This window comes from Salipiger sp. ABN3_019 (assembly GCF_056158605.1).
The window spans coordinates 1,105,973-1,124,005 of record NZ_JBSWTP010000010.1; the positions used below are offsets into that span (position 1 = coordinate 1,105,973).

Below are 18,033 nucleotides of genomic sequence, written 5' to 3' on the forward strand. Positions count from 1 at the left end.
TTTCTAAATCGTTATCGCCGCATTTTGTCTTAATCGAGGCGGTCTGCAAGCCAGTTGCGCAGCAGGAAGTTGGCGATGGAGCCACGCCGCGCCGGCTGCAGCCCCGGCAGGTTGCCCGCGAACGCCTCGGCCAGATCCTCGCGGCTGACCCATTGCGCGTGTTCGATTTCATCGGGATCGATGGTGATCTCTTCGCTGAGCGCCGCGCCGTGACAGCCAAGCATCAGCGAAGCGGGGAAGGGCCAAGGCTGGCTCGACAGGTAGCTCACCTCGCCGACCTCGATTCCGGTTTCCTCCATCACCTCGCGGCGCACCGCCGCCTCGATCGCCTCGCCGGGCTCGATGAAGCCCGCCAGGCAGGAATACATCCCCTCGGGCCAGCCGGGCGAGCGTCCCAGAAGGCAGGAATTGCCGCGGGTGATCAGCATGATGACAACCGGGTCGGTGCGCGGAAAATGCGGCGCGCCGCAGGCCGGGCACACCCGCTGCCAGCCCGCCTGCGTCACCTCCGACGCGGCCCCGCAACGGGAACAGAACCCATGCGCCTCGTGCCAGCCGAGGATCGCCTTGGCGGTGGCGGCCAGTTCCGCGTCACGCGGGCTCAAGGTGATGAGCTGCATGCGCAACTCGACGAAGCGGCTGCCCTCAGGCGCGTCCGGATGGGTCTGCACGCTGTGATCCACAAAGCCCTCACCCTGCGGCGCGTCCGGCTCCCAGCCCGAGATGTCATAGGCCAGCACCACCTCGCCCGCCTCGCGCCCGAGCAGCACCGGGCGGGCGCTTGCGGCGGCGAGCAGCGGATGGTCGAGCGGCAGCCGCAGTAGCTCGGCCGCCTCCTCGCCCTGCAACAGCGGCTTGCCCCGCCAAAGCACCACGCCGCGCGCGCCCGGGCGCTGCATCGCCGCCGCGAGCGCCGGGATGTCGCCCCGCATCTCCGCCGCACGATCGAGCCCCGATCCGCCGAAAGTCACCTGTTCCGCCTGCTGCATGCGCTGCCTCCTGCTGAGTGCGCAAGCCATGGCACGCACGGCGCGGGGTGGCAACCGACGCCCCTAGCCCACAGGCTCTGCGAGGGGCGCTGCCCCTCGCGCTCCCCGGCGTATTTCGAAAGAGAAGAAGGACAAGCCGCGCCCCCTGCTTCTTCTCTTTAAAAATACGCACGGCGCGCCGCCTGCCGCAGCGCACAGCTGTGCAGCGCTTGGCGCCACGTCAGCCTGCCACACGCGGACGTGCGGAGCGCAACCGTTGCAAGACTGTCTTGAAGCTGCACTATTCCGGGCAGCGACTACACTCGAAGGAGAGCATGATGCGCCGTTTTCCCCAAGCCCCGATCAGCCGCCGAGGCTTTCTCGCCGGCAGCGCCGCAACCGGTGCGCTGATCGCGCTGCACCCCTATTCCGCCCGCGCCGCGGCCAATCAGGCGCATCTGCGCATCATGGAAACCACCGACCTGCACGTGCATGTCTTCCCCTATGACTATTACGCCGACAAGCCGGTGGACACGGTCGGCCTGTCGCGCACAGCCTCGATCATCGAGAGCATCCGCGCCGAGGCGACGAACGCGATGCTGGTCGACAATGGCGACTTCCTGCAGGGCAACCCGCTGGGCGATTACATCGCCTATGAGCGCGGCATGAAAGACGGCGACATGCACCCGGTCATCACCGCGATGAACACGCTGGGCTATGACGCGGGCACCATCGGCAACCATGAGTTCAACTACGGGCTCGGCTTCCTCGAGAAATCCGCCGCCGGGGCGAATTTCCCCATCGTGCTGGCCAATATCGCCAAGACACAGGGCGCGACCCCGCGCGAGGATGAGACGCTGTTCAAACCCTATGTGATCCTCGACCGCGAGATCACCGACGGTGCGGGCAACACCCATTCGATCCGCGTCGGTATCATCGGCTTCACCCCGCCGCAGGTGATGAACTGGGACCGCAAGCACCTTGAAGGCAACGTCGCGGCGCGCGACATCGTCACCACCGCCGAGGCATGGGTGCCGCAGATGAAGGAAGAGGGCGCCGAGATCATCATCGCGCTGTCGCACTCGGGCATCGGCGCGGCGCAGCATGAGGACGGGATGGAGAACGCCTCGGTGCCGCTGGCCGCCGTCGACGGGATCGACGCGCTGATGACCGGTCACAGCCACCTCGTCTTCCCGTCGGCCGATTACGACGGGCGCGATGCCATCGACCTTGCCGCCGGCACCATCCACGGCAAGCCCGCGGTCATGGGCGGCTTCTGGGGCTCGCACATGGGGCTCATCGACCTGCTGCTCGAGCGCGACGGCAACGCATGGAAGGTGGTCTCCACCACCTCCGAGGCCCGCCCGATCTACGAGCGTGGCGAGGATCGCAAGGTCACCGCGCTGGTTGGTGACGATGAAGAGGTGCTCGACTCGATCCGCCCCGAGCATGAGGCCACGCTGGATTACGTGCGACGCGCGGTGGGCGAGACCTCGGCGCCGCTCTATTCCTATTTCGCGCTGGTGGCGGATGACCCTTCGGTGCAGATCGTCTCGATCGCGCAGAGCTGGTACATCGCACAGATGATGCAGGGCACCGAATACGAGGGGCTGCCGATCCTCTCGGCGGCGGCGCCGTTCAAGGCCGGCGGCCGCGGCGGGCCGGAGTATTACACCGATGTGCCCAAGGGCCCGATCGCGATCAAGAACGTCGCCGACCTCTACCTCTATCCCAACACGGTGCGCGCGGTGAAGGTGACCGGCGCGCAGGTGAAGAACTGGCTGGAGCGTTCGGCGGGCATGTTCAACCAGATCGAGCCCGGTTCCAGTGATGCGCCGCTGCTGAACCCCGACTTCCCGAGCTACAACTTCGACGTGATCGACGGCGTGACCTATCAGATCGACCTGTCGCAGCCCGCGATGTTCGACCGCGATGGCAATGTGGTGAACGAGGGCACCAATCGGATCGTCAACCTCAGCTACGATGGTGCGCCGATTGACCCGGAGGCCGAGTTCATCATCGCCACCAACAACTACCGCGCCTCGGGCGGCGGCAGCTTCCCCGGTGCCAAGGGGGACACCATCGTCTTCGAAGCGCCGGACACCAACCGCGACGTCATCGTGCGCTACATCGTCGAGCAGGGCACCATCAACCCTTCGGCCGACGACAATTGGAGCTTCGCGCCGATGGAGGGCACCACGGTGCTGTTCGAGACCGGCCCCAAGGCGCGCGATTACATGGAGAGCGTCGCGCTCGACATTGAGGATGCGGGCGACAACGCCGATGGCTACGCCCAGTTCCGCGTGACACTCTGAGCACCGACCGGGGGCGCATCACAGCGCCCCCTCTCCCTTGCCCATGCTGTGCCGCTATCTCACCCACCCGCAGATCACCGTCGACCCGACGCGCGACGTGCCGCGCTGGCACCTGAGCGATGTCGGCATGGCGCGGGTCGCGGCGCTGGCCGCAAGCGGCGCGCTTCAGGGCACCACGCGGGTGATCTCCAGCGACGAGACCAAGGCTCTGGAAACCGCGCAGCCCTTGGCCGAGGCGCTTGGCCTGCGGCTCGAGGTACGCCCCGCGATGCATGAGAACGACCGCAGCGCTACGGGCTTTCTACCGCCCGCTGAGTTCGAAGAGACCGCCGATCGTTTCTTTGCCGAACCCGAAGCCTCGGTCCGAGGCTGGGAGCGCGCCGCGGATGCGCAGGCGCGTATTCTCAAAGAGGTGAGCGACTGCCTCGCCCAGCCGAGCCAGCCGAGCCAGGGCGACACGCTCTTTGTCGGCCATGGCGGCGTGGGCACGCTGCTGTGGTGCGCGCTGGCGGGCAAGCCCATCAGCCGCGCCCACGACCAAGGGCCGGGCGGCGGCGGCAACGTCTTTGCCTTTACTTGGACGCCGCGCGCCGTGCTGACCGGCTGGCAGCCGATGGAGCGGCTCAGCGCCGGATAACGCCATCGTCGACCAGTTCGTAGTGGCGGATCAGCCGGCTCTCGACGAGGTCCTCTTCTGCCGGGTCCACATGCGGGCGGGTGTAGTCCTCATCCGCGAAGGCCTTGAGCGAGGCCAGATCGCGCCAGACCATGACCACGGAAAACTCCCGCGGGCTCTCGGGCCGTGCCGCGCCGGGCAGCACCTCGACGATCCCTTCGGTCCGCCGCAGCAGCGGAATGGCGATCGTATGGAAAAATTCGGCGAATTCCTCTTCCTTGCCGGGCCGCGTCACGACCTGGAAAATACGCATGATCATCGAACCACCCTCCTTGTATCGCGCGATATCGGGGGGCCTGTCTGCCTCAAGGTTCGCCAGCATAACACGAAATCGCGCTCTCGACATTCCCCGCAGCACCGGGCCACATTGGCGCCGCCCGAACCCGAAAGGCCCGTGATGACTGCCCCTCTCCCCTTCTCCGCCGTGATCTTCGACCTCGATGGCACGCTCGTCGACAGCGAACGCGTGGCGCTCGAGGCCGGGCGGCGGGCGTTCCTGCGCTTTGGCGTGACCGTGGCTCCGGGGTTTCTCGAAGGGCTGATCGGGCGCGACCGCGACGCCGTCGCCGATGCGCTGCGCGTGAGCTATGGCGCGCTCGACCAGCTTGCGCTGAAACGAGCCATCCGCGAAGAGAGCATCGCCCTGCGCGAAGCGGACGGTCTGCCGCTGAAACCCGGCGCGGTGCTGCTGATCGAAGAGATCGCCGCGCTTGGCCTGCCGATGGCGGTGGCCACCAGTTCCGGCGCTGAAGAGGCCGAGCGCAAGCTCACCCTCGCCGGGCTGCGCGCGCATTTCACCGCCGTCATCGCCTTCGACCACGTCGAGAACCCCAAGCCCGCGCCGGACCCCTACCTCATGGCCGCCGCGGCGCTGGGGCACGCCCCCGAGCGCTGTCTCGCCTTCGAGGACAGCGATCCCGGCGCCGCCAGCGCCCGCGCCGCCGGGATGCGGGTGGTGCAGGTGCCCGACATGCTGCCCAGCGATGGCGCCCATGCGCATCACCTCGCGACCTCGCTGATCGCAGGTGCCTTGGCGGCAGGGCTTCCGCTGCAGGGGCCAGGAGACGACGCCAGCGCCTAATTTTTGATCATTAGGTCAAAATGTAGCAGGCGCCCTGCGCAGCTTCCTCCGATGGGGCCTTCCCTTTGCCGCATTTCCCGGCAAGATCACTGCCAAGACGTGAAAAACACGCCGGAAAAAACGCCAAAGACCAAGGCGGCCCAGCCGCCCCAACACGGAGGAAACCCCACCATGTACCCCCGCGCCTTCGCGCTGGCCGCTGGCCTTATGGCCGCAGCAGCCGCCGCCCAAGCCGAAACCGCCCTGCCCTTCGCGCTCGACTGGAAATTCGAAGGCCCCTCGGCCCCCTATTTCGTCGCCATCGACAAGGGCTACTTCGCCGAGGCCGATCTCGCGGTGGAAATCTCCGCGGGTTCCGGCTCGCTCGACGCCATTCCGAAGGTCGCCACGGGGGCTTTCCCGGTGGGCTTTGCCGACATCAACTCGCTGATCAAATTCCTCGACCAGAACCCCGGCGCGCCGGTCACCGGCGTGATGATGGTCTATGACAAGCCGCCCTTCGCCATCATTGGCCGCAAGTCGCTGGGCGTCTCCGCGCCCAAGGATCTCGAGGGCAAGGTGCTCGGCGCGCCGCCGCCCGATGGCGCTTGGGCGCAATTCCCGATCTTCGCCGCCGAGAACGACCTCGACACCGACGCGATCACCGTCGAGCCGGTCGGTTTCCCGACCCGCGAGCCGATGCTGGCCGAGGGCAAAGTGGCCGCGGTCACCGGGTTTTCCTTCACCTCCTATCTCAACACCGCACGTCTCGGCGTGGATGAGGCTGACATCTCGACCATCTTGATGGCCGATTATGGCGTCGACCTCTACGGCAATGCGATCATCGTCAACACCGACTGGGCGGCCGAGAATGGCGAGCTTCTGAAGGGCTTCCTCGCCGCCGTCGCAGCGGGCTGGAAGGACGCGGTGGCCGATCCTGCCGCAGCGGTGGAAAGCCTGATGACCCGCAACCCCGCTGCGGATGCCGAGCTTGAAACCCGCCGGCTGGAACTGGCGCTGGAGGCCAATGTGGTCACCGACTGGACGAAGGCGAACGGTTTCGGCCCGATCGACGACGCCAGGATGGACAGCGCGCTGGAGCAGATCAAGCTCACCTATGAGTTCCAGAACACGCCCGACGCGGCGCTCTATTTCACCGGCGAATATCTGCCCGAGGGCGGCTTCCCGCTCGAGTGACACAGCCCCACCCCTGTCACCGGGGGCGGCAGGCCTGCCCCCGGTGAAGCGAAGGCACGACATGACCAACCTCATCGAGATCAAGGGCGTGCGCCACGCCTATAAGACCGCCCGCGGCCCGCTGCCGGTGCTGGACGGGCTGGAACTGGCGGTGCCCGAAGGCGGCTTTACCGCCGTCGTCGGCCCCTCGGGCTGCGGCAAGTCCACGCTGACCAAATTGGTCGCGGGCCTGCTGAAGCCGGACGAGGGCGAGGTCTGGCTGCATGGCGAGAAGGTGAAAAGCCCGCGCTCCACCGTTGGCATGGCCTTCCAGAACCCGGTGATGCTGGAATGGCGCTCGATCCTCAAGAACGTCATGCTGCCGCTGGAGATCGTGCCCACCAAGCTCAGCAAGAAACAGCAGGAAGAGCGTGCGCGCTACCTGCTCGCCCTCGTCGGCCTCGAAGGTTTCGAGGACAAGCGCCCTTCCGAGCTTTCGGGCGGTATGCGCCAGCGCGCCTCGCTTTGCCGCGCCCTCGTCCACAGCCCCGAGGTGCTCATCCTCGACGAGCCCTTCGGTGCGCTCGACGCTTTCACCCGCGAGGATCTGTGGCAGATCATGCATCAGGTGAAGGAAAAAGAGCCCTTCACCGGCGTGTTGATCACCCACGACCTGCGCGAGTCGATCTATCTCGCCGATCAGGTGGTGGTGCTCTCGGGCCGTCCCGCCCGCACCCAGTTCACCCTCGACACCGGGATCAGCGGCGCGCGCGACATCGAGCATCTCTACACACCGCAGGCCGCGGAAATGCTCGCCACCCTGCGCCGCCAGATCGAGATCGCGCAGGGCCGCGCCCCCGCAGAGGCGCCCGCCTGATGCCAACCCCGTGCGCCGTCCTCGCTTCTTCTCTTTCCAAATACGCATATCCCGCCGCAGGGGCCCGCGCCTCCGCTGGCCGGGTCGCGGAGCAGAGCCCGTCATGACTTTCCGCCAGATCGCCGTCCCCACCCTCGCCATCCTCATCTTCCTCGCGCTCTGGGAGGCGCTGGTCTGGGTGATGGGCTGGCCGAACTACAAGATGGCCTCGCCCTCGGACCTGCTCCCCGCCTACGAGCGCTATTGGAGCCTGTTTCTGACCATGGGCTGGCAGACGCTCTGGCGCACCGTCGTGGGGCTGCTGATCGCCGTGATCTTCGGCACGGCGCTTGGCATGGTGATGGGCTTCTCGCGCACCATGCGCGACGCGCTCTATCCGCTGCTGGTGGGCTTCAACGCCGTGCCCAAGGCCACCGTCGTACCGATCGTCGCGCTGATGTTCGTCGGCATGCACGACTTCAACACGGTGCTCATCGCCTTCATGATCTCTTTCTTCCCAATCGCCGTTTCGGTCTCGATTGGCCTGTCGACGCTGGAGCCCGAGTATCGCGACATCCTGCGCTCGCTTGGCGCGAGCCAGTCGGTGATCTTCTGGAAGATCGCCCTGCCCAAAACCCTGCCCGAATTCTTCGGCGCGCTGAAGGTGGCAGTGACGCTGGCCTTCATCGGCACCAACCTGATGGAGATCGTCAGCCCGCATGGCCGCGGCCTCGGTGCGCTCTTCAATTCCGGCAAGACCAATTCGGATTACCCGCTGATGTTCGCGGTGCTGATCGCCTTGGCCTTCCTTGGCATCGTGCTTTACTACGTGGTGGTCGCGCTGGAGAAAATCTTCGCGGGCTGGGCCGAACGCCCGCAGGGCTGAGCCCGCTCAGCCTTTCCCCATCCGCGCCAGCAGCCATCCTTTCATGTCCGGGTCCTCGAGCGCATAGCGCCCCCGCCCCGGCCGCCAGACCAGTTGCTTCTCGCGCAGCGCATCCAGCGCCTTCTGGATCGCCTGCGCCGAACTCTGACCTCCGATGATCTCGCCGACGCGGGCCACGGTCCGTTCGTGGAATGGCGCGAAATCGGCCCCGTCGCGGATCAGCACCTCGAGCACCGCGCGTTGCAACCGGGTCAGCGCATCGAAATCCGATCCATATTGATCCCAGACACGCGCCCGCAACTCGTCAGCCCGCTCTTCCAGCGTGCGCTTCAGCCCGGCGCTGCCGGGCAGCCACGCCGCATGCTGCTGCACCACTTCCACCAGTTTCTCGGGCCGGTGACCCAGCAGATCGAAGGCCCGCGCCACATCCTCGGGATCGAGCTTGTTGTCCTCCGCAAGCCGCGGGTTGATCGCCGCCACAAGCGCATCGACATAGGGCCACCCCAGCGTCGGAAAGTCCTCGACCCGCGCGCCAAAGAAGGGCTGCTGGTTGGTCGAGACAAGCCCCGCCAGACCGTCCCGGTTCGACCCGGTGCAGAGCACGAAAAGCCGCGCCCCCTCCGGGCGCTGGTTCATCGCGTCGCGCGCGGCTTTCAGCGCGAACATCGCGTCGAGCCCGGCCTCGGAGGTCACCGCCTGCTGCGCCTCGTCGATGATGAAGACCACATCGGATTTCGCCCGTGCGCCGATCTCGATCAGCGCCTCGGTCAGCGTCAGATTGCGGCCCTCGGCGACGCCGCCGATCTCGGCCCGGAGCCCGCCGATGCTGATCGCCTTCACCGGCAGCGCGCGCAGGGCTTTCTCGGTCGGCGTCGGCAGCGCGGTAATCTCGGCGGCGAGCGCGTCGGCAATGAGTAGCCCGGGGTCCGCCTTGCGGTCGGCCCAGAGGTCGACCAGCACCGGGTGATCTCCGCGCGCCTCGAGCACGGGCAGAAGATCGCGGCGCAAGAAGGTGCTTTTGCCCGTCCGCCGCGGTGCCGCCAAGAGCAGCCCCGAGGGGCTGCCCATCAGCGGATCAAGCGAAAGTCGCTCGGCAATCGCCTCGGCAAGCTCTTTGCGGCCCACGTAAAATTCGCGTCCGTTGCTGCGGCTGGTCATCGCACGGCCCCATTTTATAGTGATCTTGATAATTGAAGCTAGACCGGCCTGACCTCCGCGGCAAGGGGCGCGCCACCTCTGCCTTTATACTGACGGCGATAAAGCAGGGGAAAGCATCGCTTGGCCGCCTGCATAAAAATCTATTGCCCCGCCCCCTTGCGTCCCCCCGGTCCGACACTCTATATGCGGCCTTGAGAGGTTGGCGCGGGCAGGCGCCTCGCCAACCCGGTCAGGTCCGGAAGGAAGCAGCCGTAACGAGCCCCGCTTGGGTCGTTGTCCAGCCTCTCACCTCATCCCCCACAAACGATACGAATGACCGATGCCCTTGATCTCGAGGGCTTTGTCTCGTTTTACGCGCCGCTCCCCCGCACCCTGCTCTACGCGCAAAAGCAAACGCGCCGGGCAATGCCGGCGCGTTGCTCTGCTCGAGGTCTTGCGGGGGCTTCAGAAAAGCCCGGCCTCCTTGGCCAGCATGGCGGCCTGCGTGCGGTTCGAGGCGCCGATCTTGCGATAGAGCGTTTTCACGTGCAGCTTCACGGTCGGCTCGCGAATATCGAGATCGCGGGCGATCTCCTTGTTCGATTTGCCCTGCGTCAGCCCTTCGAGCACTTCAAGCTCGCGCGGGGACAGGCGCTCGGCCATCGGGTGGCTCGGCGCGGCCTCTTCCTGACGCATGAAGTCGAGCGGCGCATATTGCTCGCCCATCGCCATGAAGCGCACGGCGTTGACCAGCGACTTGGCAGAGAGGGTCTTGGGCAGGAACCCGGCGGCACCGGCTTCGAGCACCTGTTCGGCCACATCGCGGCTTGCGGTCCCCGAGATGATCGCCACGCGGTGCGTGCCTTCAAGCGCGCGCATCTTGTGGAACCCGTCGAGCGCGTTCATCCCCGGCATCGAGTAGTCGAGCAGCACGAGATCAAACTGCTCGCCCGCCTTCACCAGCGCCTCTGCCTCGGAATAACTGGCCACGCAGACCGTCTCGAACGTGCCTTCGCCTTCAAGAAAGATCTGCAGCGTATCGCGCAGCAGGTCATGGTCGTCGGCGATCAATACCCGCAGCACATTGGCCGGTCTGGTTAAAGTCTGAGCCACCTGCTGAGCCATCATGTCCCGTCTCCCCGAAATCCTCCGACGAATCGCCGGTCATCGTTCTCTAAACAAATAGCAAATCTGTCGCCGGATTACGGTTAAATTAAGGACAAAAGGCGGCGTGTGGCCTTCCTGCCATGCTAAACCTTGACGTGTTTTCGGCAAAATTCCGCTAACGTGTTGTATCAAGAGCCCAATGTCGCTCATCGCTGTCAGAGGGCTCCGTTACGGCATGGGCTGCCGCAAATAAAAAAGAGAGCTATGGCCGCGATCAGGGCTCCCTACCCGGACGGATAGGGAACCCTCCCATTGCCCCGATACCGCTTCGGCGCCGCGTATGACAGTATTCCGCAACGCACCAAGGAGTTGCCCCATGTCTCTTCTTTCGCCCCTGCGCGCCGTGATTGCAGTTGCCATCCTCGCCACGCCCGTGGTCGCGGAAGTTCTGCCCCAACCTGAGGGCGAGCCGCTGCTCGTTGTCAGTGGCGCGATCGCCAACACCAATGTTGGCGATACGGCGACCTTCGATTTCGAGATGCTCGAAAATCTCGAAACCCGCACCTTCACCACCAAGACGATCTGGACCGATGGCGATCAGACCTTCACCGGCGTTCAGCTCAGCGACCTGATGGAACTGGTGGGGGCCGAAGGTGACGCGATCAAAGCCACCGCGATCAACGACTATGCGGTCGACATCCCGCGTGAGGATTGGGTCGACGATGGGCCGATCGTGGCGTTCCTGAACAACGGCGAGACCATGCCCGTGCGGCAGAAGGGTCCGCTGTGGATCGTCTACCCGTTCGATCAGAACCCCGAGTATCAGACCGAGCAAATCTACTCGCGCGCAATCTGGCAGCTGGACCGCATCATCGTGCTTGACTAGGGCGCGCGGTTCATGCCCTTGGAGGCATGATTAAGTTGACCTTGTCTGAAGACACCTCAACCCAAAGTCGTACAACCCTCGTCCAGACTGGTGGCGCGGTATCCGCCCTCGTGCTCTGTGTCGGGCTCGTGGTTTGGCTGGGGTGGCTCGTCCTGCGAGAGATCGACGATTTCTCGGTCGCCAACTCCGACAACCTGCAGTGGAGCCTCGCGCAGGCGGATGTGGAGTTTCTGCAGTTCCGGCTGGCGCTGAAAGAAGCGCAGGACGATCCCGAGGAACTGGAAGGCGTGCGCCGCCGGTTCGACATCTTCTACAGCCGCATGGTGACCATGAGCAGCGGGCGCGTATTCCATTCGCTGCGCGAGTCGCTGCAATCCTCGGCGCCGCGCATGCGGGTGCTGGATTTCCTCGAAAACACGGTGCCGCTGATTGACGGACCGGATGAGGCGCTGGAATCCGAATTGCCCGATCTGCTGGCCCAGTCCGAGGGGGTCTCGGCCGATGTCCGCGCCTTCTCGCTCGCCGCGCTTTCGGCCTTTGCGGAGGTTTCGGATGCCCGCCGCGAGGGGATCACCGAGCTGATGATCTACATCGCCGCGGTGCTGCTGGCGCTGTTCATCGGCCTCACGCTGCTGGCCTACGCCATGTTCCGCCTGTTCCGCCTCGCGCAGAAACGGGCCGACGCGCTGCAGTTCGCCAGCACGCGGATGAAAACCATCGTGCAGACCTCGCCCAACGCCATTGTCGTGACCGATGAGGTTGGCGTTGTGCGCGAGTTCAACACCGCCGCCGAAACGCTCTTTGGCTACACCCGCGCCGAGGCCGTCGGGCGTCTGGCGCTGGAACTGATGGTGCCGCCCGAGACCCTCGCCCAGCATCAGCTCGGCGCGCTCAGCTTTATCGAGGAACACCGCCGACCCCGCCCCGAGGAACAGCATTTCGAGATCACCCTGCAGACCCGCGACGCGACGCTCTTCCCGGCAGAGATCTCGGCCGATCGCGCCGATGCGGAAAACGCTCTTTACGTCTTCTACATCCGCGACATTTCGAACTGGAAAGAAGCCGAGGAGCAGCTGACCGACGCGCGCGACCGGGCGCTGGCGGGCGAACGGACGAAATCGGAATTCCTCGCGGTGATGAGCCACGAGATGCGCACGCCGCTGAACGGGCTTTTGGGCGCGATGCAGTTGATGCGCGACCACAGCCTTTCGGCGCGGCAGACAGACCTGCTCGACCGGATGCAAAGCTCGGGCCGCCTGCTGCTGGAACTGGTCAACGACGTGCTCGATCTGGCCAAGTTCGAGGCGGGCAAGATGAAGGCCGACGAAGCGCCCTTCTCGATCAACCGGCTGCTGAGCGGCCTTGTCGAGACGGCGCAGCCGCTGGCGCAGACCTATGGCAACGAACTGAACTGGCGCTGGTGCGGCCCCGAGGGCGATGGTGCCGTCGGCGATGCCCGCCGTCTGCGTCAGGTTCTGCTCAACCTCGTCGGCAACGCGCTGAAATTCACCCGCGACGGCTCGGTCGAGATCGAGGTGGAATACCTCGACGCGGCGAAAACCGAGGTCGAATTCCGCGTGATCGACAACGGCATCGGCATCGCCGAAAAAGACCTGACCCGCATTTTCCAGGACTTCGAGACGCTGGATTCCTCTTATGCGCGCGAGTCCGGCGGCACCGGCCTTGGCCTTGGCATCGCGCGGCGCTTCATGCGCCTGATGGGCGGCGAGATCGGCGCCGAAAGCGAACCCGGCGAAGGCAGCCTGTTCTGGATCCGCGTGCCACTGCAGCCCGCGCCCGATTTCGCGGCCACTCCGGAAGAGCCCAGCACCTGCCCCGACAAGCCGCAGCGCCCGCTCGACGTGCTGCTGGTCGAGGACAATGAGATCAACCGCTTCATCGTACGCGAGATGCTCGAGACCGAAGGCCATACCGTCAGCATCGCCGAAAACGGGCAGACCGGCGTGGATTGCGCAGCCTTGCGCCGGTTCGATGTGATCTTGATGGATATCTCGATGCCGGTCATGGATGGCACCACGGCGACCAGCCGGATCCGGGCCTCTGACGGGGCCTCGGCGGAGGTGCCGATCATCGCGCTCACCGCGCACGCCCTGCCCGAAGAGCGCGCCCGCTTCCACAAGGTCGGGATGAGCGCCTGTCTGACCAAGCCGATCGACCGCCCGCTGCTGCTGCGCACGCTGGCCGAGGTGACCGCGGCCAATGGCACCCCGAGCACGCCCTGCAGCCCAGAAGCGCCCGAGGTGCCCGAAGCCGAGGCGCCAGCCCCTCAGCAGGCGCCGACCCCGGCGGCCGCAGTGCCGCAGCCCGCCGAGGGCCTTCTGGACGAAGAACGGCTTGATGCCTTCCTGACGGAAATCCCGCGCGCCGCCGCCGGCAAGCTACTGGAGCGTTTCTTTACCGAGATGGACCAGAACATCGAGGCACTGGCCGAGACCGCGCCGGACGATCCCGATCTTGCACCGGTCGCGCACCAATGCGCCGGGTCCTGCGGGCCGTTCGGTGTCGAGGCGCTGCGCCGAGCGCTTGGCCGGGTGGAGACGCAGGTCAAGCTCGGAGAGCAGCCCGCCCCCGAGGAACTGGCCGCTCTGCGCGCGCTCTGGCGCGACAGCCGCGCGGCGCTCGAGGCCCGTCTCGAAGCGGCCTGACACCCGCCAGAGCCCCGACATGACACAGCAAATGCGGCAGCCGTTTGGCTGCCGCATTTCTTTTTGCCTCAATTGCTTAGCGGGCCTATCGCGACTCACCAAAGGGCGTTTTCCGCGGATCCGGTGAGTTGTTGGCCGCGCATCCTACCCGGACGGATAGGGCTCTCACCACTTGCCCCATTTCCCTCCCCTCCGGCGCGAGGGACAGCGGCAGGCATGTCCAGTTAGAAAAGGTCACGGGCCGCATGTTGCTGCCCATTCCCTTTATCGGTTTTCACCCTGGTCCTGTCCCGCAGAGAAGGATGCCTGAAGATGCCCCGCTTTTCCGTCGTCATTCCCTGCTTCAACGCCGAAGACACCATCGGCGACACGCTCGACAGCCTGCTGGCGCAAACCGAAGGCGACTGGGAAGCGCTGATCATCGACGACGGCTCGACCGACGACACCCGACTGATCGTCGCCTCCATGGCGGGCATCGACCTGCGCTTCCGCCTGATGAAGAACAGCGGCGTCGGCCCCAGCGCCGCGCGCAACATGGCGCTGGCCGAGGCGGATGGCGAAATCATCGCCTTCCTTGATGCCGACGACACCTGGCACCCCGAGAAGCTCGAACGCCTCGATGCCGTCTTTGACGATGAAGAGGTGGACGCCTGCTTTGCCCGCGTGGCGATGTATCAGGGCAAGACGCGTTTTGGCCTTTCGCCCGAACCCAAGGCCAAGCTGACCGTCGATGCGCTGCTGAGCAACGATCCGGTCTGCACCATGTCCAACGTGGCGATCCGCCTCGAAAGCTTCCTGTCCAGCGGCGGTTTCAACACCGAGATGGTTCACAACGCCGATCTTGAGTGGATGATCCGGCTCGTGGGTGACGGCGCGAACGTCATCGGCCTCGACGAGGTGCTGGTGAACTACCTCTCCTCGGCCAATGGTCTGTCCACCGATCTCGAAGGCATGGCGGCGGGCCGCGCGCTCGCACTGACCAGTGCTGCACGCTACGGTGTCCTCAGCGATGCACGCGCCGAGGCGGGCTATATGCGCACGCTCGCTGGCCGCGCGCTGCGCCTTGGCGCACCCGGCCTGCAAACCCTGCGCCTTGGCCTTTACTGCTGCGCCGCCTGCCCCTCGGGCTGGTTCTCGAACCCATTCTCCGGCGTGCGCGTGCTGACAGGCGCCCTGCTCGCCTCCGTGCTGCCGCGCTCGCTGCGCTGCGCCCTGCTCTCGCGCTGAGACCCGGAGCCGCCCTGATGCCCTGCGCCTCGATCATCGTTCCGGCCCATAACGCCGCAGACCGGCTGGAGCCCACGCTCCGCAGCCTCTGCGCGCAGAGCCGACCCGATCTCGAGATCATCGTCGTTGATGACGGCTCCACCGACGGCACCGCGGACCTGGCGGAGTCGCTGGGTGATCTGCGCATCCGCGTGCTGCGCCAGCGCACCCGCGGCGTCTCTGGCGCACGCAACAGCGGCATCGCCGCGGCGCGTGGCAGCTACATCGGTTTTTGCGATGCGGGCGATCTGTGGCGCCCGACCAAACTGGCCGAACATGTGCTGCAGTTCGAGACCCGGCCGACTGTCGGGCTGAGCTATGCGGGCTATGAGCTGCTGGACGCGCAAGGCACCCCGACCGGCATGAAGACCACCCCGCCACTGCGCGGCACCGGCGCTGCGCGGGTGTTCCGGCGCAACCCGGTGGGCAATGGCTCGACCGCCATGTTCCGCCGCACCGCGCTGCGCGGGCTCGCCTTCCGTCCGCCGCAGGAGACCGAGCGCGACTGGTGGTTCGACGAGACCTTCCGCCAGTGCGAGACCATCGAGTGCTGGCTGCGTTTCGCGCTCACCACCGATTGGGAGATCGCGGGCGTTCCCGGTGTGCTGAGCCGCTGCCGCGCCCCAGCCAACACAAGCGCCGCCCGCACCGACAAGCATCTGGCCGCATGGGAGCGGATGGTGGGAAAGCTCGCAGCGCTCGACCGGCATTTCTTTGGTCGGCATTTCCGCGCTGCCCGCGCCTACCAGTACCGCGACCTTGGGCGACTTGCGCTGGCAAACCGTGACCGGAGCATGGCCGCCACCCTGCTGCGCAGCGCGCTTACCGCCTCGCCCAGCCCGCTGCTGGAAGAGCCGCGCGCCACGTTGTCGAGCTGCCTTGGAAGCCTGCGGCTCGCGCTGACAGGATCTTCCGCCCGCCCTGATACACCGCCGCAGACCCGCGGCAGATCCGCCTGACCCCCCTGCGCCTGGAGACCAGCCAATGCTTCGCATAGCCCATCTTCACGACGACCGCGCGAGCTACGGTCTTGCGCGCTATCTGGCGTTCCTGCAAAACGATGCCGGGCTTGCTGCGCTGGCCGAGCACCGCCTCGTGCCGGTGTCGCGCTTTGCCGCCGGGGCCGCACGTATCGAGGCCGATGTCATCGTCTCGCATCTGCCGCTGTCGTGGCACAGCCTGCCGGGCCTGATGGCGCTGCGCGCGCGCCACCCCGGTACCACTTTGGTGCATGTGGAGCACAATCACTGCGAGGGCTTGCTGGCCGCCAGCACGCGCCGCCGGGGTCGCCTGCGGACCTCGCTGCGCAGCGGGCTCGCGCTTTTCGATCATGTGGTCGCCGTCAGCCAAGCGCAGGCGCGCTGGATGCGCCGTCACGCGCTGGTTCCGACGGGGCAGCTTTCGGTGATCCCGCCGAGCAGCGATATGTCGGCTCTGGCCGCCCTGCCCGGCCCGGTCGGCCCCGTGCGCCGGATCGCGGCGGTCGGCACGCTGCACCGCCAAAAGGGTTATGACATCCTGATCCAGGCCTTCGCTGCGGTCACCGCGCCCGAGGCACGGCTCGATATTTTTGGGGACGGGCCGCAACGCGCCGAACTGCGCGCCTTGGCCCGCCACGATCCCCGCGTCACCCTGCACGGCGAGGTCCCGGCGCAGGCGGCGCTGCGCCTTGCTGATGCCATCGCGATCCCCTCGCGCTGGGAGCCCTTCGGTCTGGTCGCGCAGGAAGCGCAGGTGGCCGGGCGCAAGGTTCTGATGTCCGGCCGCGACGGGCTCTCCGAGCAGATGGGCCCCGGCACCGTGGCCATCGCCGATCTTTCTGTCGGCGCGTGGAGCCGTGCACTGAGCGATGTTCTCGCCGCGCCCGCAGAAGCGCCGCGCCTGCCCGCCGAACTGCCGCATGAAGCCACGCTTCAGGGCTGGCGTGCCCTGCTCGAGCGGGTCGCGCTGCGCCAGCCCGGCAAAGCAACCGGCTTCGCCACCATCTGAGCCACGCCGTCGCGGCTCTGCGCGCGCGCCATCGTCAGCCCGCAGCGGCGGCGCAGGTCTGCTGCTGCTGGCGTCCTTGCATCAGCAACCAGTCCCTCAGCGCCCGCCCCATAGGTTTTTCCAACGACGCCCGGTCCCACGCCAGCCCGTAAGGCACCGCAAGCGGCATGCGCAGATCGAAGGGCACGACGAGCCTGCCGCTCGCCAATTCCTCGCCAATCATCGCCAGCTGTCCCAGCACAAAGCCCCGCCCCGACACCGCCGCGTCGATCGCGCTCGACGACAGCGCGAAGGTCAGCGCGGGCTTGGCAGAACTGGGCGGCGGCGGCAGGCCGCAATGGGCGGCCCATTGCTCCCAATCCGGCACCTGATGCGCGGCGAAACTGTCTGTCCAGACGATCTCGAGCAGCGGGAACTCGAATATCTCTTCGGGTCGCTGCAGGTGACGCCCGCCCAGCAGCGCGGGCGCGCAGGCCGGAACGATGCGATCGGTGAACAGCTCGGTGTAATGCTCGTGCGGCGGACGGTCGTCAAAGAACAGCCGGAAATCGACGTTGTCATGGTGCAGATCCGGCTCGATCTCGGTGCCCATAAGGCGCACTGGCGCGCCGGGGTTTTCTGCGGTCCACTCGAACAGGCGCGGCCCCAGCCATTTGTTCGTCACGGTAGTGAGCGAGCTGATCACGAAGCCATGGCGATTGCGCGCCCGCGCCAGTGCCGCCCCCGCGTGGTTGAGTTGGGCAAAGCCCTTGCTCAGTTCGGCGTGATAGACCCGGCCCCAACTGGTGAGTTCGAGCTGACGGCCACGCCGCTCTAGCAGCACGAGGCCCAGATGCTCTTCGAGCCGATGCACCTGTTGGCTGACCGCGCCCGAAGACACCCCAAGCTCCTGCGCCGCGCGGCGCACCGAGCCGCAGCGGCCCACCGCTTCAAAGGCCTGCATGGCACGGAGATTTGGCAGCGGTGGCATCACGGTCCTTTCGAGTGGCGCCGCGAGTGAACCACGCGCCCCAGGCCTTGCCAAGCAGCGCCCGCGCGCCCGGCC

Annotated in this window: 16 protein-coding genes and 1 other RNA gene; 12 read left to right on the forward strand and 5 right to left on the reverse strand. The window is 66.4% G+C overall.

Annotation, left to right across the window (positions count from 1 at the left end; genetic code table 11):
* Positions 1-29: 29 nt before the first annotated feature.
* Positions 30-989: an NAD(+) diphosphatase gene (nudC, locus tag ACXAD2_RS27215; RefSeq protein WP_475177669.1), complete on the reverse strand. Its 960-nt coding sequence runs from the start codon at positions 987-989 to the stop codon at positions 30-32.
* A 317-nt stretch (positions 990-1,306) separates the two neighbouring features.
* Here nudC and ACXAD2_RS27220 point away from each other — a divergent pair, with 317 nt between their 5' ends.
* Together ACXAD2_RS27220 and ACXAD2_RS27225 are read left to right on the forward strand one after the other, a co-directional pair.
* The gene (locus ACXAD2_RS27220) at positions 1,307-3,283 is read left to right on the forward strand and encodes a bifunctional 2',3'-cyclic-nucleotide 2'-phosphodiesterase/3'-nucleotidase (protein WP_475177672.1); all 1,977 of its coding nucleotides are present in this window, start codon (positions 1,307-1,309) and stop codon (positions 3,281-3,283) included.
* 43 nt (positions 3,284-3,326) lie between these two features.
* Entirely contained in the window at positions 3,327-3,920 is a 594-nt protein-coding gene (locus ACXAD2_RS27225) for a histidine phosphatase family protein (RefSeq protein WP_475178423.1), read from the forward strand.
* Here the strand turns inward: ACXAD2_RS27225 and ACXAD2_RS27230 are convergent.
* The gene (locus ACXAD2_RS27230) at positions 3,907-4,218 is read right to left on the reverse strand and encodes an antibiotic biosynthesis monooxygenase family protein (protein WP_475177676.1); all 312 of its coding nucleotides are present in this window, start codon (positions 4,216-4,218) and stop codon (positions 3,907-3,909) included. The two genes, ACXAD2_RS27225 and ACXAD2_RS27230, sit on opposite strands and share 14 nt — an antisense overlap.
* Before the next feature lie 138 nt (positions 4,219-4,356).
* On the opposite strand from ACXAD2_RS27230, the gene ACXAD2_RS27235 reads away from it, so the two are divergent.
* The 4 genes from ACXAD2_RS27235 to ACXAD2_RS27250 all read left to right on the forward strand — a co-directional run bounded on the left by ACXAD2_RS27235 (position 4,357) and on the right by ACXAD2_RS27250 (position 7,937).
* Positions 4,357-5,040 (forward strand): HAD family hydrolase, encoded by a 684-nt coding sequence (locus ACXAD2_RS27235; protein WP_475177680.1) that lies wholly within the window; start codon positions 4,357-4,359, stop codon positions 5,038-5,040.
* Between the two features lie 171 nt (positions 5,041-5,211).
* Positions 5,212-6,216 (forward strand): ABC transporter substrate-binding protein, encoded by a 1,005-nt coding sequence (locus tag ACXAD2_RS27240; protein WP_475177685.1) that lies wholly within the window; start codon positions 5,212-5,214, stop codon positions 6,214-6,216.
* A gap of 61 nt (positions 6,217-6,277) precedes the next feature.
* Positions 6,278-7,072 (forward strand): ABC transporter ATP-binding protein, encoded by a 795-nt coding sequence (locus ACXAD2_RS27245; protein ID WP_475177690.1) that lies wholly within the window; start codon positions 6,278-6,280, stop codon positions 7,070-7,072.
* 103 nt (positions 7,073-7,175) lie between these two features.
* A complete protein-coding gene (locus tag ACXAD2_RS27250) occupies positions 7,176-7,937 on the forward strand; it encodes an ABC transporter permease (protein ID WP_475177695.1) in 762 nt (253 codons plus the stop codon).
* A gap of 6 nt (positions 7,938-7,943) precedes the next feature.
* Here ACXAD2_RS27250 and ACXAD2_RS27255 read toward each other — a convergent pair whose 3' ends face one another.
* Complete coding sequence (locus ACXAD2_RS27255) at positions 7,944-9,095, reverse strand: ATP-binding protein (RefSeq protein WP_475177699.1); 1,152 nt, start codon at positions 9,093-9,095, stop codon at positions 7,944-7,946.
* Positions 9,096-9,287: 192 nt separating this feature from the next.
* On the opposite strand from ACXAD2_RS27255, the gene ffs reads away from it, so the two are divergent.
* Positions 9,288-9,386: signal recognition particle sRNA small type (gene ffs / locus ACXAD2_RS27260), an RNA gene on the forward strand.
* Positions 9,387-9,539: 153 nt separating this feature from the next.
* Here ffs and ACXAD2_RS27265 read toward each other — a convergent pair.
* Positions 9,540-10,154 carry a response regulator gene (locus ACXAD2_RS27265; RefSeq protein WP_066110342.1) on the reverse strand — a complete coding sequence of 205 codons (615 nt, stop codon included), beginning with the start codon at positions 10,152-10,154 and terminating at the stop codon, positions 9,540-9,542.
* A 403-nt stretch (positions 10,155-10,557) separates the two neighbouring features.
* Here ACXAD2_RS27265 and ACXAD2_RS27270 point away from each other — a divergent pair, with 403 nt between their 5' ends.
* From ACXAD2_RS27270 to ACXAD2_RS27290, 5 genes are all read left to right on the forward strand, one after another.
* The gene (locus ACXAD2_RS27270) at positions 10,558-11,067 is read left to right on the forward strand and encodes a putative pterin-binding protein (protein WP_475177704.1); all 510 of its coding nucleotides are present in this window, start codon (positions 10,558-10,560) and stop codon (positions 11,065-11,067) included.
* A gap of 110 nt (positions 11,068-11,177) precedes the next feature.
* Positions 11,178-13,733, forward strand: a complete 2,556-nt coding sequence (locus tag ACXAD2_RS27275) for an ATP-binding protein (RefSeq protein ID WP_475177706.1) — start codon at positions 11,178-11,180, stop codon at positions 13,731-13,733.
* Between the two features lie 312 nt (positions 13,734-14,045).
* The gene (locus ACXAD2_RS27280; RefSeq protein ID WP_475177710.1) at positions 14,046-14,960 is read left to right on the forward strand and encodes a glycosyltransferase family 2 protein; all 915 of its coding nucleotides are present in this window, start codon (positions 14,046-14,048) and stop codon (positions 14,958-14,960) included.
* A 17-nt stretch (positions 14,961-14,977) separates the two neighbouring features.
* Positions 14,978-15,958 carry a glycosyltransferase family 2 protein gene (locus ACXAD2_RS27285; protein WP_475177712.1) on the forward strand — a complete coding sequence of 327 codons (981 nt, stop codon included), beginning with the start codon at positions 14,978-14,980 and terminating at the stop codon, positions 15,956-15,958.
* Between the two features lie 25 nt (positions 15,959-15,983).
* Entirely contained in the window at positions 15,984-16,988 is a 1,005-nt protein-coding gene (locus ACXAD2_RS27290; RefSeq protein WP_475177716.1) for a glycosyltransferase family 4 protein, read from the forward strand.
* A 34-nt stretch (positions 16,989-17,022) separates the two neighbouring features.
* Here ACXAD2_RS27290 and ACXAD2_RS27295 read toward each other — a convergent pair whose 3' ends face one another.
* Positions 17,023-17,958, reverse strand: a complete 936-nt coding sequence (locus ACXAD2_RS27295; RefSeq protein WP_475177720.1) for a LysR family transcriptional regulator — start codon at positions 17,956-17,958, stop codon at positions 17,023-17,025.
* Positions 17,959-18,033 lie beyond the last annotated feature (75 nt).

What these genes read in the sequence shown, in the direction of transcription:
- ACXAD2_RS27220 (WP_475177672.1), top strand. Translation starts at nt 1,307, where the DNA reads ATGCGCCGTTTTCCCCAAGCCCCGATCAGCCGCCGAGGCTTTCTCGCC.
- ACXAD2_RS27240 (WP_475177685.1), top strand. Translation starts at nt 5,212, where the DNA reads ATGTACCCCCGCGCCTTCGCGCTGGCCGCTGGCCTTATGGCCGCAGCA.
- nudC (WP_475177669.1), bottom strand. Translation starts at nt 989, where the DNA reads ATGCAGCAGGCGGAACAGGTGACTTTCGGCGGATCGGGGCTCGATCGT.
- ACXAD2_RS27290 (WP_475177716.1), top strand. Translation starts at nt 15,984, where the DNA reads ATGCTTCGCATAGCCCATCTTCACGACGACCGCGCGAGCTACGGTCTT.
- ACXAD2_RS27270 (WP_475177704.1), top strand. Translation starts at nt 10,558, where the DNA reads ATGTCTCTTCTTTCGCCCCTGCGCGCCGTGATTGCAGTTGCCATCCTC.
- ACXAD2_RS27280 (WP_475177710.1), top strand. Translation starts at nt 14,046, where the DNA reads ATGCCCCGCTTTTCCGTCGTCATTCCCTGCTTCAACGCCGAAGACACC.
- ACXAD2_RS27250 (WP_475177695.1), top strand. Translation starts at nt 7,176, where the DNA reads ATGACTTTCCGCCAGATCGCCGTCCCCACCCTCGCCATCCTCATCTTC.
- ACXAD2_RS27245 (WP_475177690.1), top strand. Translation starts at nt 6,278, where the DNA reads ATGACCAACCTCATCGAGATCAAGGGCGTGCGCCACGCCTATAAGACC.
- ACXAD2_RS27255 (WP_475177699.1), bottom strand. Translation starts at nt 9,095, where the DNA reads ATGACCAGCCGCAGCAACGGACGCGAATTTTACGTGGGCCGCAAAGAG.
- ACXAD2_RS27295 (WP_475177720.1), bottom strand. Translation starts at nt 17,958, where the DNA reads ATGCCACCGCTGCCAAATCTCCGTGCCATGCAGGCCTTTGAAGCGGTG.
- ACXAD2_RS27235 (WP_475177680.1), top strand. Translation starts at nt 4,357, where the DNA reads ATGACTGCCCCTCTCCCCTTCTCCGCCGTGATCTTCGACCTCGATGGC.
- ACXAD2_RS27285 (WP_475177712.1), top strand. Translation starts at nt 14,978, where the DNA reads ATGCCCTGCGCCTCGATCATCGTTCCGGCCCATAACGCCGCAGACCGG.
- ACXAD2_RS27225 (WP_475178423.1), top strand. Translation starts at nt 3,327, where the DNA reads ATGCTGTGCCGCTATCTCACCCACCCGCAGATCACCGTCGACCCGACG.
- ACXAD2_RS27230 (WP_475177676.1), bottom strand. Translation starts at nt 4,218, where the DNA reads ATGATCATGCGTATTTTCCAGGTCGTGACGCGGCCCGGCAAGGAAGAG.